Below are 15,527 nucleotides of genomic sequence, written 5' to 3'. Positions count from 1 at the left end.
GTGAAGTACCGGGGAAGCTGCCATTGCGGCAAGGTGGCCTTTGAAGTGGAAGGCGAACTCACCGGGGCCATGGCCTGCAACTGCTCGATCTGTTCGCGCAAGGGCTCGCTGCTGTGGTTTGTGCCGCACGACAAGCTGCGCCTGCTCACTCAGGAAAAAGACATCAGCACCTACACCTTCAACAAACACGTCATCCAGCATCGGTTTTGTCCGACATGCGGCATGCATCCTTTCGGCGAAGGTGTGGATCCACAGGGCAACAAGATGGCGGCCATCAACATCCGCTGCCTGGAAAACATCGATCTGGCCTCTGTGCCGATACAGCACTTCGACGGGCGGTCGAAGTGATGGCGTAAAGCGCAACAAGCACCCGCTCACTCATTCACTGCAACAAAGGAGATCACCATGCTGATTCAACCCTATCTGTTTTTCGACGGCCGCTGCGAAGAGGCCCTCAACTTCTACAAAAAAGCGCTGGGCGCCAAAGTGACGGCGATGATGCGCTTCAAGGAGAACCCCGAGCCACAGCCGGGCATGAGCGGGCCGGGTTTCGACGAAAAGATCATGCACGCCAACTTCGAGGTCGGCGACACGCAGATCATGGCGTCGGACGGCATGGCGCAAGGCAAAGCGGAGTTCAAGGGCGTCAGCCTCTCGATCACCGCAACCAGCGACACCGAGGCGCAGCGCGTGTTCAAGGCGCTGGGCGAAGGCGGCCAGGTGCAGATGCCCATGTCGCAAACGTTCTTCGCCCATTCCTTCGGCATGGTGGCCGACCGCTTCGGCGTTTCCTGGATGGTGATCAACCCCAAACCTGAGAAATGATGTACCCCACGGGCGGCGTTCGTGCACAACCGGCGTCAACCCGCAACCAAACCCCGAGGAGAAATGAACATGGGAACAGAAACAGACAACTGCATGGAAACCAAACCACAAAAAGAGCATGACTGGCTGCAGCAGCTGGCAGGCGACTGGACGATGGAGGGCGACTGCGACATGGGCCCCGACCAGCCGGTCATGAAAAGCTCGGGCACTGAACATGTACGTAGCCTCGGCGGGTTGTGGGTGGTCTGCGAAGGTACCAGCGACATGCCCGGCGGCGGCACCGGAGAAATGCTGATGACACTGGGCTACGACGTGCAGAAAAAGACCTACCTCGGCAGTTGGGCAGGCTCCATGATGAGCAACATGTTTACGTACAAGGGCTCGCTTGATGCTGCCGGCAAGGTGCTGACGCTGGACACCGAAGGCCCAAGTTTTGCCGGCGACGGCAAGACGGCGCGTTACCAGGACGTGATCACCATCAAGAGCAAGGACGAGCGCACGCTGCACTCGCAAACGCTGCAGCCGGACGGCAGCTGGAAACGTTTCATGACGGCGACCTATCGGCGGGTGAAGTAAGGAACGGAGGCATGCCATGAGCACAACACAAGCACTGCCATCTGCCAAAGAGCTGGCCCTGAAAAATGGGGTCCGCTTCCCCAACGAAAACGAAGCCTACCGGCGCGCGCGTGACGCGCTGCTGGCCGAGGAGATCGAGCTGCGGCGCCATATCGAGCGGGTGGCGCAGCAGCGCCGCGAATTGCCGCCGGGCGGCGTGTTGCCGAAGGATTACGAACTGGTGGGCGAACATGGCCCGGTGAAATTTTCCGAGCTGTTTGCGGGCAAGCAGACGCTGGTGGTCTACAGCTACATGTTCGGCCCCCAGCGCAAGCAGCCCTGCCCGATGTGCACCTCGCTGCTGTCGGCCTGGGACGGCGAGGCCGAGGATGTGATGCAGCGCGTCGGGCTGGCAGTGGTGGCGCGCTCACCAATAGAACGTCTGCTGGCCTTCAAAAAGGAACGCGGCTGGAAGCACCTGAAACTGTACTCGGACGTGAGCGGCAATTACACGCGCGACTATGTCAGCGCGGAAGACGCTGACGAGCCGGCCTTCAATGTCTTCACGCGGCGCGACGGCAGCCTGCGGCATTTCTGGAGCGGCGAGATGGGTATGGCCACGGCCGACCCGGGCCAGGACCCGCGCGGCGCGCCCGACCCGATGCCGCTGTGGACCATCCTCGACAGCACGCCGGAGGGCCGCGGCAGCGACTGGTATCCGGAGCTCAGTTATCCCCCGAGCTAAAACCCGCGTCAAGGCAAACGCACACAAAAAAGGCCCCTGGCCTGTGAGGGCGGGGCCTTTTTAATGACAGTGCAGGGCACCGTCACATGCGCAAAACTTACTTTTGCGGAACCACAATCACGGTGTCGCCTGTGGTGCCCTTGTCGCCCGTGGCACCGGTAGCGCCGGTAGCACCTGTGGCGCCAGTCGCGCCGGTGGCACCGCCGCTAGCGCCTGTTGCACCGGTGGCACCGGTGTAGCCAGTGGAACCCGTGCTTCCGGTGGAACCGGTAGCACCCGCGGGGCCCGCAGGGCCGGGCACGGTCACAACGGCCGGGGTTGGCGTCACAACGGTACGTTCACAAGCGGTCAGGCCAAGGGTAGCGACCAGTGCGGCCAGCAAGATGGAATATTTCATGGGGAGTCCTTAGGAGTTGAGCGAACATGCGCGTGAAATGCGCAGAGCAGTAATGTCTGCCTCGGCCATGAGCTTCCAAAATTATTTCTGGCAGATGCAAAGGACGAACACTGAACTTAACCGTGCCCCGCCATGCACGCTGTAGGACGGCCGCACCACTGTGCGTCCCGAATTGGCGGGTCTGCATCTTGAATACACGCTCACCAGGCCTGAAAGCCCCGACTCAGCCAGTTTCGCCATCACTCGATAGAATCAGCCGGGCCTATCCGGCACCACCTTCACACCAGGACGCCGCGTGCAACCTATTATTTCCATCCAGCAACTCAGCAAGGTTTATGCGTCCGGCTTTGAGGCGCTCAAGTCGGTCAACCTCGACATCCGGCGTGGCGAAATTTTCGCGCTGCTGGGGCCCAACGGCGCCGGCAAGACCACCTTGATCAGCATCGTCTGCGGCATTGTCAAGCCGAGCTCGGGCAGCGTGACGGCTGATGGCCACGACATCGTGCACGACTACCGCGCGGCGCGCGCCAAGATCGGGCTGGTGCCGCAGGAACTCTCGACCGACGCTTTTGAAACCGTCTGGTCCACCGTGAGCTTCAGCCGCGGCTTGTTCGGCAAACCTCCCAACCCCGCCTACATCGAAAAAGTGCTGCGCGACCTCTCGCTGTGGGACAAGAAGGACAGCAAGATCATGGCGCTGTCGGGCGGCATGAAACGCCGGGTGCTGATTGCCAAGGCCCTGTCGCATGAGCCGGCCATCCTCTTCCTCGATGAACCCACCGCCGGTGTCGACGTGGAGCTGCGCCGCGACATGTGGCAAATGGTGCGGGAGCTGCGCAGCAACGGCGTCACCATCATCCTGACCACGCACTACATCGAGGAAGCCGAGGAAATGGCCGACCGCATCGGCGTGATCAGCAAGGGCGAACTGATTGTGGTGGAAGACAAGGACGTGTTGATGCGCAAGTTAGGCAAGAAGCAGCTGAGCCTGCAGTTGCAGGTGCCGCTGCAGCGCATTCCGGACGGGCTGGCAGGGTTGCCGCTGGAGCTTGCCGCTGAAGGCCACACCCTGGTCTACACCTTCGACACACAAACCGAGGAGACCGGCATTGCGGCACTGCTCAAGCGACTGGCCGAGCTTCACATCGACTTCAAGGACCTGCATTCGAGCGAGAGTTCGCTGGAGGACATTTTCGTAAGCCTGGTGCATGCCGACAAGCCGGCCACCCTGAAGGAGGCCGCATGAACTGGCACGCCATCCGCGCGATTTACCGCTTTGAAATGGCGCGCACCTTCCGCACGCTGATGCAGTCCATTGCCTCGCCGGTGATCTCGACCTCGCTGTATTTTGTGGTCTTCGGCGCGGCCATCGGTTCACGCATGGGCGACATCGACGGCATCGGCTACGGCGCCTTCATCATCCCCGGCCTGGTCATGCTCTCGCTGCTCAACGAAAGCATTTCCAACGCCGCGTTCGGCATCTACATGCCGAAATGGTCGGGCACGATTTACGAGTTGCTGTCGGCTCCCGTGTCGTCCATGGAGGTGGTCATGGGTTATGTGGGTGCGGCGGCGAGCAAGTCCGTTTTGCTGGGACTGCTGATCCTGGCGACGGCGCGCCTGTTCGTGCCCTACAGCATTGCGCACCCGTTCTGGATGCTGTGCTTTTTGCTGCTGACCGCAGTGACCTTCAGCCTGTTCGGTTTCATCATCGGGCTGTGGGCGGACAACTTCCAGAAACTGCAGGTCGTGCCGCTGATGGTGGTGACGCCGCTGACTTTTCTGGGCGGCGCGTTTTACTCCATCAACATGCTGCCGCCGCTGTGGCAAAAGATCGCCCTGTTCAATCCGGTGGTCTACCTGATCAGCGGCTTCCGCTGGAGCTTTTACGGCGTGGCCGATGTCAATGTGGGCATCAGCGTGGTGGCCATCCTGGGCTTTCTGGGGCTGTGCCTGGGTACGGTGTGGTGGATCTTCCGCACCGGGTGGAAGCTGAAGGCCTGAGCGGGCTGGAACGCCCAGCGGCGGCGGCTTCTTCGAAGTGCTATTGATTTTATAGCTGTTAGCGCCTGTCCTATAAGGGCTGGAGGCCTGTTTGTCTTGCAGTTTGCCTGGCGCCGGGTAGGCGACGCGGGCCAGCCCTGCGGCTTGAAAGAACACCGGGTAACCTTATATGTGTTCTTTGAGAAACTCGCGCCAGAAAGGCCTCGCCATGCCCGTCAGCACCATCGCATCCCCGGTTCTTCAGGTCAAGCCCCTCGGCTTTCCGTGGGAGACCCTCGACCCCTTCCTGTTCTGCGCCTACCACGACGACGCTTATCCCAAGGGCAACGCCGACATGGGGCCCGCCGCCTCGCTGGCAGGTCGTGCCATCGGCCAGGACTTCAGCCGCAAGGACGGCTGGAGCATGTACCACGGTGAAAAAGTACCGGGCTTCCCGCCGCACCCCCATCGCGGGTTTGAAACCGTCACGATTGTGCGCAAGGGCCTGATCGACCATTCGGACTCGCTGGGCGCAACCGCGCGTTTCGGCCGGGGTGACGTTCAGTGGCTGACGGCGGGCAAGGGCATCGTGCACGCCGAGATGTTTCCCCTGCTGGATGAAAAAAATGATAACCCACTGGAGCTGTTCCAGATCTGGCTGAACCTGCCCGCACGCAGCAAGATGAGCAAGCCGCACTTCACGATGTTCTGGTCGCAGGACATTCCGCGCGTGACCGCCAAAGACGCCGAAGGCCGCAGCACCGAAATCGCGGTGATCGCCGGGCGCCTGCAGGACGCCGGCGCGCCGCTGGCGCCACCGCCGGACTCCTGGGCCGCGCGGGCTGATGCCGACGTGGCGATCTGGACCTTGCGCATGGAACCCGGCGCGCGCTGGGCCTTACCCGCAGCTGGCGAGGGTACGCGGCGCAATCTGTACTTCTTCAAGGGCCAGTCCGTCAGCATCGGCGGCCAGGACGTCCGCAGCCCGGCCGCTATCGAGCTGCGCGCCGACATGCCGGTGGAACTGGTCAATGGCAGCGAGGTGGCTGAATTTTTGCTGCTGCAAGGCAGGCCCATCGCCGAGCCAGTGGCGCAGTACGGCCCCTTCGTGATGAACACCCAGGCCGAGATTGCGCAGACCATGGCCGACTACCAGCGCACGCAGTTCGGCGGCTGGTCTTTCGACAGTGATACGCCGGTGCATGGGCGCGACCCGGCGCGGTTTGCCGTGCACCCGGGTGGGCGCGAAGAGCGGCCGGCCGAGGTGCCGGACGCCGCCAACGCCTGACACCTGGCCGGGCTGGCTGACCGGCCCTGCACGTACCCCCGCACAGCATGCGGTTATGCGGCCAGGGCCATGCGGGCAAGTAAACTGACCAGGCCCATTCGGCTGGCGCGGATGGACTCATCAGCGCATTCACAAGAGGTTATTTCATGGCGATTGGCTGGCTGGCGGTATTGCAGATGGTTCCCTGGTCGGACGTGATCAAGAACGCGCCCAAGATCGCCGATGGCGCCAAAAAGCTCTGGAATGCCGTAGGCAAGAAGACTCCGGCACCCGGCACGATGTCTGATGCCGGCACGGACGTGCAGCTGTCGCCGGAAGGCCAGGCCGCCGCCCTGCAGGCGCGAACTCTGGCGTTGGAAACCGCTGTCCAAGAGCTGCACGAGCAGATGCTCGCCTCGTCAGAGCTGATCAAGGCACTGGCCGATCAGAACACCCAGCTGATCCAGCGCGCCGAGACCAACCGCGTGCGCCTCCTGCTGCTGGCCGGTGTGACGGCGGTGATCGCCATCGTGGCGGTCATCGGACTGACACTGGTGCTGGCGAGGCTCTAGATCGCCTGCAGGCTTTTCAGGTTTTCTTTGGCAACCAAACGGAAACTACTGGAAATTCTTTTGTCCGTGGATGCTGTGTGCCAGAAGTCGGACGCGAGTTCTCTGGCGCGCGGCCACTCTGTCAACGTGGCTGAAATCGGGTAAAGCGGGCGATCAGTGAATGCCCTTTCGACCAGTTCGCCATTCACCGGCGCGTAGAGCATGGGCAACATGTCGTAAGTGGGGGACAGGCGCCAGTCATCGTTTTCCAGCAGCAGCGAGATGTTGCCGTAGTGGCGGTCGGTATTGGCAATCAACAAACCATAAGCCTCGAGCAGGCGCAGGTGCGCGGCATCTGCGGCCGTCAGCAGCCGGGTTTCGGCCATGCGGTTGGCGGTAGCCGCCCAGTTGTCTATCTTGCCGATGTATTCAGCGTCATAAACCTGCAGCGACACCATGCCTATGCGGCCTTTGGCAGTACGGTCGAACCGCTCCGACTCCAAAAAAGTGCGCTGTCCAGCGACAAAGATTTGCGTGGTGGCCGCCGGAAGCCCGGCGAGCTTCAGCGTCTGCAGCGCAAGATGCTCGCACACCAGCAGGTCACGCATGCGCTGGTCCACTGGAGAATCCCCCGCTGGAGAAAACTTGACCAGTACATGCCGGCCTGCCGTGATGGTGCAGAACTTGGGCTGTTCACCGCCGGCCGAAGACCCCCCCAACGTGCCCTGCATGGCCCGCTCGGCCAGCGCAGGGTAGCTTTCCCATGAATCAACACGTGAAGCCCTGTCAGCAAGCCCGTGAAACCGCTGGAAGGCCTGCTCGCCAACGATCAGGTTACCCGGCAGATCGTCGCCAAACAGTGCCAGCGCTTTCAGCGCGTCGTCATCACTCCAGTTACGGGGGTCGGCCGCGAGCTGGAGTTCGGGATGCGCGTGGGCGAAGGTACGGCCCATAAACCCCTGAGGCCGCATGTCATCGAGAAACCACGGCAAACCATCATGCGGCTTGCTGACACCGTCGGCCTCGTCCACCCAGAAACGTCCACCGGAAAGCGGGATCAAACGCCCGAATGGCGTGACCTGTCCTTGGGCATCCACCCGCATGATGGGGATTTCAATACCAACGTCTTCCACGTTGCGCGGCAGAAGATAACGGCGAGCACGCGCTGCACCCAGCGTGCGCACCTCGCCGGACTGAATCAACGGCGCCAAGGCCCGGGACAGGGTGGGCTGGCTGACCCCAAGCGCAAGCTGCAACTCGGCGCTGGTGGCCACACCGCCCTGTTTGCGCAGGGCAGCCAATAGCAGGACAGCAACAGAAGACAAGGTCGTCATTGAATGAATTATTGAATAGCTAAATTTTGGTGATTTTACGCTTTTTTGAGTGTTGTCTCTCTATTCTTGAATAGATACTAAAGATTGTTTTAAGGCAAAAAAAAGCGCCTCCAGGAGGCGCTTTGTAGTCCGCAGGCAAGGCTTACTTCGACACAACCCGCACCATCTCCAGGCACTTGTGCGAGTAGCCCCATTCGTTGTCGTACCAGGCAACGACCTTGATGAAGGTGCCGTCGAGCGCGATGCTGGCGTCGGCGTCAAACACGCTGGTGCAGGTCTCGCCGCGGAAGTCGGTGGCAACCACCTTGTCTTCGGTGTAGCCGAGGATGCCCTTGAGCGCCCCTTCGCTCTGCGCCTTCATTTCCGCGCAGATTTCCTTCAGCGTAGCTTCCTTGTTCAGCTCGCAGGTCAGGTCCACCACCGACACGTCGGAAGTCGGCACGCGGAAGGACATGCCGGTGAGCTTTTTGTTCAGCTCGGGGATCACCACGCCGACAGCCTTGGCGGCGCCGGTGCTCGACGGAATGATGTTTTCCAGGATGCCGCGGCCACCGCGCCAATCCTTGTTGCTCGGGCCGTCCACGGTTTTCTGGGTGGCGGTGGCTGCGTGCACGGTGGTCATCAGGCCGCGCTTGATGCCCCATTTGTCATGCAGCACCTTGGCGAGGGGTGCCAGGCAGTTGGTGGTGCAGCTGGCATTGCTGATGATGGCCTGGCCGGCGTAGGTCTTGTGGTTGACGCCGTAGACGAACATCGGCGTGTCGTCTTTCGACGGGGCCGAGAAGATGACTTTTTTGGCGCCGGCGGCCAGGTGTTTTTCACCGGAGGCTTTGTCCAGGAAAAGGCCGGTGGCCTCGAGCACGATGTCGGCGCCGATTTCGTTCCATTTCAGCGCAGCCGGGTCGCGCTCCTGCGTCAGGCGGATTTTCTTGCCGTTGACGATCAGGGTGTTGCCCTCTACCGATACGTCACCCTTGAAACGGCCGTGCACCGAGTCGTACTGCAGCATGTACTTCAGGTAGTCCGGCTCGAGCAGGTCGTTGATGCCGACGATTTCAATGTCGCTGAAGTTCTGCACGGCGGCGCGCAACACGTTGCGGCCGATGCGGCCGAAGCCGTTGATACCTAGTTTGATCGCCATCTGCTTTGCTCCTGAAAGTTAAAAACGGGGGGTTCACCATGCGCCTGCCGGCCCACGGTGTTTATTTTTTCGACAGCACCTTGCGCACAGTGTCAGCCACGTTCTCGGGCGTGAAGCCGAAATGCTTGAACAGCACCGGCGCCGGGGCCGACTCGCCATAGGTGTCGATGCCGACAACCGCGGCGCAGCCGTATTTCCACCAGCCGTCACTCACACCCATCTCGACTGCAATACGCGGAATGCCTTCGGGCAGCACTTCGGATTTGTAGGCGATTTTCTGTTTGTCGAAAGTGGTGGTGCTGGGCATGGAAATCACACGCACGGCGATCTTCCGGGCCGCCAGCAGCTCTTGCGCCTTCAGCGCGAGTTGCACTTCCGAGCCGGTGGCAATGATCACGGCCTGGGCTTTTTTGTTCAGCCCCACTTCAGCGGGCTCGGCCAGCACGTAAGCGCCTTTGCTGATTTCGCTGAGGTCGTTCTTGGGGGCGTAAGGCAGGTTCTGGCGGCTGAGCAGCAGGGCTGTCGGCTTGTTTTTGTTCTGCAGGGCGACAGCCCAGGCCACGGCGGTTTCGGCGGTGTCGCCCGGACGCCAGACGTCGAGGTTGGGAATCAGGCGCAGGCTGGCGGCGTGTTCGATCGACTGGTGGGTCGGGCCGTCTTCGCCCAAGCCGATGGAGTCGTGCGTGAACACATGCACCACGCGGATTTTCATCAACGCCGCCATACGAATGGCGTTGCGGCTGTAGTCGCTGAAGGTCAGGAAGGTGCCGCCGTAGGGAATGTAGCCGCCATGCAGCGCGATGCCGTTCATGATGGCGGCCATGCCGAACTCACGCACGCCGTAATTGATGTGGCGGCCGATGACCTTGCTGCCCACGGGCGTCTCGTTCATCACGACGTCGCCGGCCAGGTCGAAGCGCAGTGCGGGCGTGCTCTTGGTGTTGGTCAGGTTGGAGCCCGTCAAATCGGCCGAGCCGCCCAGCATTTCGGGCAGACCGGCGGTGAAGGCTTCGAGTGCCAGCTGGGAGGCCTTGCGTGAGGCAACGGTTTCGTATTTGGTGTGGGCACCAACGACGGCGTCCACGGCGATTTGCGAGAAGGCTTTGGGCAACTCGCCCTTCATGCGGCGCGTGAACTCAGCTGCCAGCTCGGGGTGCGCCACCTTGTAGGCGGTGAATTTGGCGTCCCACGCTGCTTCGAGCGCCAGGCCTTTGGCCTTGGCATCCCAGGCGTCGTAAGCTTCTTTGGGCAGTTCGAAAGGCGTGTGCGGCCAGTTCAGTGCCGTGCGGGTCAGTGCGATTTCGTCAGCGCCCAGCGGCTCGCCATGGGCCTTGGCAGTATTCGCGCGGTTCGGTGAACCTTTGCCGATGTGGGTTTTGCAGATGATCAGCGTCGGTTTGTCGGCGCTGTTTTTGGCGTCGGCCAAAGCACGCGACACAGCGGCAACGTCGTGGCCGTCGATGGGGCCGATCACATTCCAGCCATACGCGGCAAAACGCAGCGCGGTGTTGTCGATGAACCAGGGCGCGACCTGGCCGTCAATGGAAATGCCGTTGTCGTCGTACAGCGCGACCAGCTTGTTGAGCTTCCAGGCGCCGGCCAATGCGCAAGCCTCATGGCTGATGCCTTCCATCAGGCAGCCGTCGCCCATGAATACATAGGTGTGGTGGTCAACAATGGCGTGGTCGGCCTGGTTGAACTCGGCAGCGAGCAGCTTTTCAGCGAGTGCCATGCCGACCGCATTGCTGATGCCTTGGCCCAGTGGACCGGTGGTGGTTTCAATGCCGGGGGTGTAGCCAAACTCGGGGTGGCCCGGGGTTTTGCTGTGCAGCTGACGGAAGTTTTTCAACTCGCTGATAGGCAGCGGGTAGCCCGTGAGGTGCAGCAGCGCGTAAATCAGCATGGAGCCGTGGCCGTTGGACAGCACAAAGCGGTCGCGGTTAAACCACTGCGGGTTGTGCGGGCTGTGCTTGAGGTGCTGGCCCCAGAGTGCCACAGCCATGTCGGCCATGCCCATGGGCGCGCCGGGGTGGCCGGAGTTGGCTTGCTGCACGGCATCCATGGCCAGAGCGCGGATGGAATTGGCCATGAGGGATGGGGAGGTGTCAGCCATTGCTTGAAGTCCAGGGTGAAAGAGGGGTCGCGGCGCCCGAGGGGCCGGCAAACCGGGCACTCGGGAAAACCCCTGATTTTACGGGATGCCACTGAGCGCGATTTGCAGCCAGGCCGCCCTGCCAAAACGCTACGAATTTAGTAGCTGGTGGCGCCCATTCCATATGGGCTAATGGCCAATTTGGCTTCATAAACCGTCATAATTCAGGCCACCATGAGCACCCAAGCCCTGATTCTTGCCGCCGGACGGGGCGAACGCATGCGCCCGCTGACCGATCAGATGCCCAAACCGCTGTTGCCTGTGCAGGGCAAGCCGCTGATCGCCTGGCACCTGGACAGCTTGGCGCGCGCAGGTGTGAAGGAGGTAGTGATCAACACCGCCTGGCTGGAGGATCAGTTTCCGGCCGCGCTCGGCGATGGCAGTGCCTGGGGATTGCGCATCCGCTATTCGCATGAAGGCGCGCTTTTTGGCGGCGCACTGGAAACCGCAGGCGGTATTGCCACTGCGCTGCCGATGTTGCAGGACGCGCCCTTCTGGCTGGTCGCCGGTGACGTGTTCATGCCGGGCTTTGATTTTCCGGCGGCCGATGCGCAGCGGTTTGCCGCATCCGCTGCGCTCGCGCACATTTACCTGGTGCCCAACCCGCCGCACAACCCGGCAGGCGACTTCGGCATCAGCAGTGCGGGCCTGGCGCTGTCGCAGGCCGATGAAAAATTTACCTACAGCACCGTGGGCCTGTACCGCCCGGCCCTGTTCAAACATACGCCGGCCGGAAAAAAAGCCGCACTGGCACCGCTGCTGCGCGAGGCCATGCAAAGCGGCCAGGTCAGTGCAACGCTATATTCAGGACCATGGACCGACGTGGGCACGCCCGAGCGTCTGGCCGAGCTGAACATCCCACCTTAGGAAAACGCTTTTACCCATGACCACCATTTACGAAAAACGCCGCGCCGCCGTGGCGCGCGCACTCAAAGCGGCCGGCGGCGGCATCGCCCTGCTACCCACGGCTCCTGAAGTGGCGCGCAACCGCGACAGCGACTTCGCTTACCGCCACGACAGCTACTTTTATTACCTGACCGGCTTCAGCGAGCCCGGTGCCTGGCTGGCCATAGAGGCCAGCGGTAAAAGCACGCTGTTTTGCCGGCCCAAGGACCTGGAACGCGAGATCTGGGACGGCATCCGGCTCGGCCCGAAGGCCGCGCCGGCTGCGCTGGGCGTTGATGCCGCTTTCAGCGCCGAAGCTCTCGAAGAAAAAATGCCGGCCCTGCTGACCAACCAGAACGCCGTGTGGTTTCCTTTTGCAACGCACGCAGGCCTGGAAACGCAGGTGGACAGCTGGCTGGCCAAGGTGCGCGCACGTATCCGCTTCGGCGCGGAATGCCCGCAGAGCCAGCACGACCTGTGCAAGCTGCTGGACGAAATGCGCCTGGTCAAGGACACGCATGAAATCGCGATCCTGCGGCGTGCCGGCAAGATTTCAGCCGGTGCCCATGTGCGTGCCATGCAAACCTCGGCCGCCATGTTGCGTAGCGGCACCAGGGGCGGGCTGCGTGAATACCACCTGGAAGCCGAGCTGCTGCACGAGTTCCGCCGCCATGGCTCACAGTATCCGGCCTACACCAGCATCGTCGCGGCGGGGGCCAACGCCTGCGTGCTGCATTACCGCGCCGGCGACGCCGAACTCAAACCCGGTGAGCTGTGCCTGATTGATGCCGGCTGTGAGCTTGATGGTTACGCCAGCGACATCACACGCACCTTTCCGGCGGATGGCAAGTTCACGCCGGCCCAGCGCACCCTCTACGACATCGTGCTGGCTGCGCAGGACGCCGCGGTGAAAGTCACCAAACCCGGCAAGCGTTTCATGGACCCGCATGACGCCGCCACCCGTGTGCTGGCCCAAGGCATGCTGGACACCGGTCTGCTCGACAAAAAGAAACACGGCAAGGTCGATGACGTGCTGGGGTCGGGCGCTTACCGCCAGTTCTACATGCACCGTACAGGCCACTGGATGGGCATGGACGTGCACGACTGCGGTGACTACACCGAACCCGGCAGCAAACCACGCGAGGAGAAAGACGCGCTGGGCCAAACCGTGATGCGCAAGCCCTCGCGCATCCTGCGGCCGGGCATGGTCACCACCATCGAGCCCGGCATCTATGTGCGGCCGGGCAAAGGTGTGCCCAAGGAGTTCTGGAACATCGGCATCCGCATCGAGGACGACGCCCTGGTAACGGCCAAGGGTTGTGAGCTCATGACACGCGGCGTGCCGGTGGATGCGGATGAGATTGAAGCTTTGATGCGGGGATGATGCTTTGCGCCCGATCCCCGGCGCACTGCAAAGATGTCACCCAGGGTCGTCATCACCCAACACCGTGCGCGCCCATTGCGGCAACTGATCCACGAAGATCGTCACTTTCGAGCCCTGGCACATGGCCACCATGAAAGGCCCGCCTTCGTCCAGCTCACGCCCTTCGTACAGGTATGCAACGGAGGCCAAGCCAATGGCCTTGGACAGGTTTTCCAAGGTGCGGGGGTAGCGCGCCAGGATTTTGTCCGACGGCACGTCATGCCCACCTTCCTGAACGCGGCGTTGCACACGGTCAAGCAATCGCTGGGGGTCGTCAAGGGCGACGATATAAAGCGCAACCACGTAGTCCTGCGCTATCGCTTCGTCGATCAAAGCCAGCTTGGATTCGTGGGAAAAAACCGTTTCACTGACAAATGATTCTTCGCGGGCGAGCTTGGCCGCGCGTTGGTCGTCGGCCCATTGCCGGGCCGCCTCCGAGCGTTGTGCAGGGTCGGTGATGTGCTGCAGATGGTCGCGCTCGAAAAGGTCGGCATTCACAAAAGCCAGATCGGCGGGGATGATTTCCGCGCGAACAAGGGCGTTGTAGAGCGTGGATTTCCCGGCGCCGTTGGGGCCCGCCAGCAGATGAAAGACCGGGGGCGCGGTCAATTGGCGAGTTTGCGGTTTTCTTCCACCACTTCGCGCACGCGCCCGGCGAGAGAGCCGCTGACTTCAGCCGCCAACAAACGGCTGGTGAGGTCAGCGACGGTTTTGGCTTGCTGTGACTTGCGCGCAGCAGCTTCATACCCTTCAATGGCCGTTTGGGCTTCCTGCGCGGTCAAACCAGAATGTTCGACCACCCGGCCGAGCGTGGCCCAGTACTCGATTTGCCCGGCCGCCGAGCGGCGCAAGGGCTGAGCAGCTTCTCGCGCTTGTTCTACAAGATCGAGCGGAAGTTTGACAGAGGCAAAGTTGCTGGGTGCGGCCATGACAATCTCCTGTTTGGACTATTTTGCGCCAAATTGCCACTTTTTGCAATTCCTGCAAAAACGAACTCAGGTCTGCTTCGTCTTCGGAAGAACTGCTGGAGCGAATAGCGCTCAGCCGCCGCCCTGAGGTGAAAGCTTTGCAGCTGCATTGCGCATCGCTGGCGCGGCTACTGGCGCTTCGGATACCGTCAACACCACTGAACGCGCCCCCAAGCCGACACGCAGCTGCTGCGGCAACGCGCGAGCCGGCAGGCCAGCCACGGTGAAACCACCCGAGGCCGCATCAAACCGCAACCAGGCCGGAAGCGGTTTGCCGGAAAGCGTGGTGGCCTCCACCGGTGCATCACCGGCCAGGGCCATCAGGCCCTTGGGCAAAACAAACCGGAAACCCGTGCCGGCAGTCACAAGTTCGCTCGCAACACTCACGGCGACGATGCCCGGGCGCTGGTCAGCCGGTTCGCGCAAGGTTTGCACCTGCACGGCCGAGTCGCTAGCTTCACAGGCAACTTCAGGGTCGGTACAAGGCCCGGCGGCGGTCGGGAAGGATTCCACCAGGGCGTTCACGTCGGCTAACGAGAAACCACCCGGGGCCGGCGTCAACCCAGCGCTTGGCAAGCTTGTGGCAGAAGCCAGCGGCGGCCGGAATGCGCCGCCCTGGCCCGCTGCATCCACAATCGTCGCCACCGTACTGGCCGTGTTGCTCGCCAGGACGTAATTGCCCGCATCAACGCCGCCGAGCGCAATACCGGTGATGGCCACGGGCTTGCCAACACCAGGCGCGGCCGTGTCAAAGTTCCCGGTGGCCGCTGCGACATTGAGTACATCGCCTCCGAACATCCCGGTAAAGCCCGCAGCACCGGTGTTCAGCGTTGCTGCCGTGTTTCCGTCGGCAATCTTGGTATTGGCAGTGATGCCGGTCACGCTGGCAATGGTTGCGGGCGTGATATTGGCAGTGGTTGTTGCTGCGGTGTTGAAGCTGTAATTGCCGGCATCGGTGCCGGTCACATTGATACCGGTCACGTTGATCGTCTTGCCAACGCCCACGTTCTTGTCGGCGAAGCTCGCCGCCGCGTTGCTGGCCGTCAGCACATCCCCTGCGATCCGGTTGTCGGCGAGGCTGACCGCGGTGTTGGTCGTGGCGTCGTAGACCTTGTTCGTCCCTGTGGCCGCCACCGTCAGTGCGCGTTGCGTGATGTCGACGGTGGTTGCTGCCGTGGTGTTGAAGCTGTAGTTGCCTGCGTCGGTACCGGTGACGTTGATGCCGGTCACGTTAACCGCCTTGCCGACGCCCACGTTCTTGTCGGCGAAGCTCGCCGCCGCGTTGCTGGCCGTCAGCACAT

17 protein-coding genes are annotated in these 15,527 nt (G+C 62.0%); 10 read left to right on the top strand and 7 right to left on the bottom strand.

The window, feature by feature from the left end:
• From ABI660_RS05660 to ABI660_RS05645, 4 genes are all read left to right on the top strand, one after another.
• The gene (locus ABI660_RS05660) at nt 1-348 is read left to right on the top strand and encodes a GFA family protein (protein WP_348065829.1); all 348 of its coding nucleotides are present in this window, start codon (nt 1-3) and stop codon (nt 346-348) included.
• A 57-nt stretch (nt 349-405) separates the two neighbouring features.
• Nucleotides 406-825, top strand: coding sequence for a VOC family protein (locus tag ABI660_RS05655; protein WP_348065827.1), 420 nt, complete (start codon nt 406-408; stop codon nt 823-825).
• Nucleotides 826-894: 69 nt separating this feature from the next.
• The gene (locus ABI660_RS05650) at nt 895-1,401 is read left to right on the top strand and encodes a DUF1579 domain-containing protein (RefSeq protein ID WP_348065825.1); all 507 of its coding nucleotides are present in this window, start codon (nt 895-897) and stop codon (nt 1,399-1,401) included.
• A gap of 16 nt (nt 1,402-1,417) precedes the next feature.
• On the top strand, nt 1,418-2,125 hold the full coding sequence (locus tag ABI660_RS05645) for a DUF899 family protein (RefSeq protein ID WP_348065823.1): 708 nt from the start codon (nt 1,418-1,420) through the stop codon (nt 2,123-2,125).
• 97 nt (nt 2,126-2,222) lie between these two features.
• Here the strand turns inward: ABI660_RS05645 and ABI660_RS05640 are convergent, their stop codons facing one another.
• A complete protein-coding gene (locus ABI660_RS05640; protein ID WP_348065821.1) occupies nt 2,223-2,522 on the bottom strand; it encodes a collagen-like protein in 300 nt (99 codons plus the stop codon).
• A gap of 295 nt (nt 2,523-2,817) precedes the next feature.
• Here ABI660_RS05640 and ABI660_RS05635 point away from each other — a divergent pair, with 295 nt between their 5' ends.
• The 4 genes from ABI660_RS05635 to ABI660_RS05620 all read left to right on the top strand — a co-directional run bounded on the left by ABI660_RS05635 (nt 2,818) and on the right by ABI660_RS05620 (nt 6,344).
• A complete protein-coding gene (locus ABI660_RS05635) occupies nt 2,818-3,768 on the top strand; it encodes an ABC transporter ATP-binding protein (protein ID WP_348065819.1) in 951 nt (316 codons plus the stop codon).
• Nucleotides 3,765-4,526, top strand: coding sequence for an ABC transporter permease (locus ABI660_RS05630; RefSeq protein ID WP_348065817.1), 762 nt, complete (start codon nt 3,765-3,767; stop codon nt 4,524-4,526). The genes ABI660_RS05635 and ABI660_RS05630 overlap by 4 nt, the downstream gene beginning before the upstream one ends.
• Nucleotides 4,527-4,734: 208 nt before the next feature.
• A complete protein-coding gene (locus ABI660_RS05625) occupies nt 4,735-5,793 on the top strand; it encodes a pirin family protein (RefSeq protein ID WP_348065815.1) in 1,059 nt (352 codons plus the stop codon).
• A 146-nt stretch (nt 5,794-5,939) separates the two neighbouring features.
• Nucleotides 5,940-6,344 carry a hypothetical protein gene (locus ABI660_RS05620; RefSeq protein ID WP_348065813.1) on the top strand — a complete coding sequence of 135 codons (405 nt, stop codon included), beginning with the start codon at nt 5,940-5,942 and terminating at the stop codon, nt 6,342-6,344.
• Here ABI660_RS05620 and yjjJ read toward each other — a convergent pair.
• The 3 genes from yjjJ to tkt all read right to left on the bottom strand — a co-directional run bounded on the left by yjjJ (nt 6,341) and on the right by tkt (nt 10,911).
• Nucleotides 6,341-7,657, bottom strand: coding sequence for a type II toxin-antitoxin system HipA family toxin YjjJ (gene yjjJ / locus ABI660_RS05615; RefSeq protein WP_348065811.1), 1,317 nt, complete (start codon nt 7,655-7,657; stop codon nt 6,341-6,343). The genes ABI660_RS05620 and yjjJ overlap by 4 nt on opposite strands.
• A gap of 142 nt (nt 7,658-7,799) precedes the next feature.
• On the bottom strand, nt 7,800-8,798 hold the full coding sequence (gene gap / locus ABI660_RS05610; protein ID WP_348065809.1) for a type I glyceraldehyde-3-phosphate dehydrogenase: 999 nt from the start codon (nt 8,796-8,798) through the stop codon (nt 7,800-7,802).
• Nucleotides 8,799-8,859: 61 nt separating this feature from the next.
• Nucleotides 8,860-10,911, bottom strand: a complete 2,052-nt coding sequence (gene tkt / locus ABI660_RS05605) for a transketolase (protein ID WP_348065807.1) — start codon at nt 10,909-10,911, stop codon at nt 8,860-8,862.
• A 213-nt stretch (nt 10,912-11,124) separates the two neighbouring features.
• Between tkt and murU the strand changes: the two genes are divergently transcribed.
• Both murU and ABI660_RS05595 read left to right on the top strand, forming a co-directional pair.
• Nucleotides 11,125-11,817, top strand: a complete 693-nt coding sequence (gene murU / locus ABI660_RS05600) for an N-acetylmuramate alpha-1-phosphate uridylyltransferase MurU (protein WP_348065805.1) — start codon at nt 11,125-11,127, stop codon at nt 11,815-11,817.
• A gap of 16 nt (nt 11,818-11,833) precedes the next feature.
• Entirely contained in the window at nt 11,834-13,219 is a 1,386-nt protein-coding gene (locus ABI660_RS05595; protein WP_348065803.1) for an aminopeptidase P N-terminal domain-containing protein, read from the top strand.
• 36 nt (nt 13,220-13,255) lie between these two features.
• On the opposite strand, the gene ABI660_RS05590 is transcribed toward ABI660_RS05595, so the two are convergent.
• The 3 genes from ABI660_RS05590 to ABI660_RS05580 form a co-directional block, all read right to left on the bottom strand.
• Nucleotides 13,256-13,867, bottom strand: a complete 612-nt coding sequence (locus ABI660_RS05590) for an AAA family ATPase (protein ID WP_348065801.1) — start codon at nt 13,865-13,867, stop codon at nt 13,256-13,258.
• Nucleotides 13,864-14,187: a hypothetical protein gene (locus ABI660_RS05585; protein WP_348065799.1), complete on the bottom strand. Its 324-nt coding sequence runs from the start codon at nt 14,185-14,187 to the stop codon at nt 13,864-13,866. The genes ABI660_RS05590 and ABI660_RS05585 overlap by 4 nt, the downstream gene beginning before the upstream one ends.
• Before the next feature lie 111 nt (nt 14,188-14,298).
• On the bottom strand, nt 14,299-15,527 hold a 1,229-nt coding region (locus ABI660_RS05580), incomplete at its 5' end, for a YDG domain-containing protein (protein WP_348065797.1).

The sequence above is a fragment of the Polaromonas sp. genome (assembly GCF_039930745.1).
Lineage (GTDB): Bacteria > Pseudomonadota > Gammaproteobacteria > Burkholderiales > Burkholderiaceae_C > Polaromonas.
Note: the sequence above shows the minus strand (reverse complement) of the source record. Positions and strands in the feature narration are given on the sequence as shown.

What these genes read in the sequence shown, in the direction of transcription:
- ABI660_RS05640 (WP_348065821.1), bottom strand. Translation starts at nt 2,522, where the DNA reads ATGAAATATTCCATCTTGCTGGCCGCACTGGTCGCTACCCTTGGCCTG.
- ABI660_RS05650 (WP_348065825.1), top strand. Translation starts at nt 895, where the DNA reads ATGGGAACAGAAACAGACAACTGCATGGAAACCAAACCACAAAAAGAG.
- ABI660_RS05630 (WP_348065817.1), top strand. Translation starts at nt 3,765, where the DNA reads ATGAACTGGCACGCCATCCGCGCGATTTACCGCTTTGAAATGGCGCGC.
- murU (WP_348065805.1), top strand. Translation starts at nt 11,125, where the DNA reads ATGAGCACCCAAGCCCTGATTCTTGCCGCCGGACGGGGCGAACGCATG.
- ABI660_RS05645 (WP_348065823.1), top strand. Translation starts at nt 1,418, where the DNA reads ATGAGCACAACACAAGCACTGCCATCTGCCAAAGAGCTGGCCCTGAAA.
- ABI660_RS05595 (WP_348065803.1), top strand. Translation starts at nt 11,834, where the DNA reads ATGACCACCATTTACGAAAAACGCCGCGCCGCCGTGGCGCGCGCACTC.
- ABI660_RS05625 (WP_348065815.1), top strand. Translation starts at nt 4,735, where the DNA reads ATGCCCGTCAGCACCATCGCATCCCCGGTTCTTCAGGTCAAGCCCCTC.
- yjjJ (WP_348065811.1), bottom strand. Translation starts at nt 7,657, where the DNA reads ATGACGACCTTGTCTTCTGTTGCTGTCCTGCTATTGGCTGCCCTGCGC.
- ABI660_RS05585 (WP_348065799.1), bottom strand. Translation starts at nt 14,187, where the DNA reads ATGGCCGCACCCAGCAACTTTGCCTCTGTCAAACTTCCGCTCGATCTT.
- ABI660_RS05620 (WP_348065813.1), top strand. Translation starts at nt 5,940, where the DNA reads ATGGCGATTGGCTGGCTGGCGGTATTGCAGATGGTTCCCTGGTCGGAC.
- ABI660_RS05655 (WP_348065827.1), top strand. Translation starts at nt 406, where the DNA reads ATGCTGATTCAACCCTATCTGTTTTTCGACGGCCGCTGCGAAGAGGCC.
- gap (WP_348065809.1), bottom strand. Translation starts at nt 8,798, where the DNA reads ATGGCGATCAAACTAGGTATCAACGGCTTCGGCCGCATCGGCCGCAAC.
- tkt (WP_348065807.1), bottom strand. Translation starts at nt 10,911, where the DNA reads ATGGCTGACACCTCCCCATCCCTCATGGCCAATTCCATCCGCGCTCTG.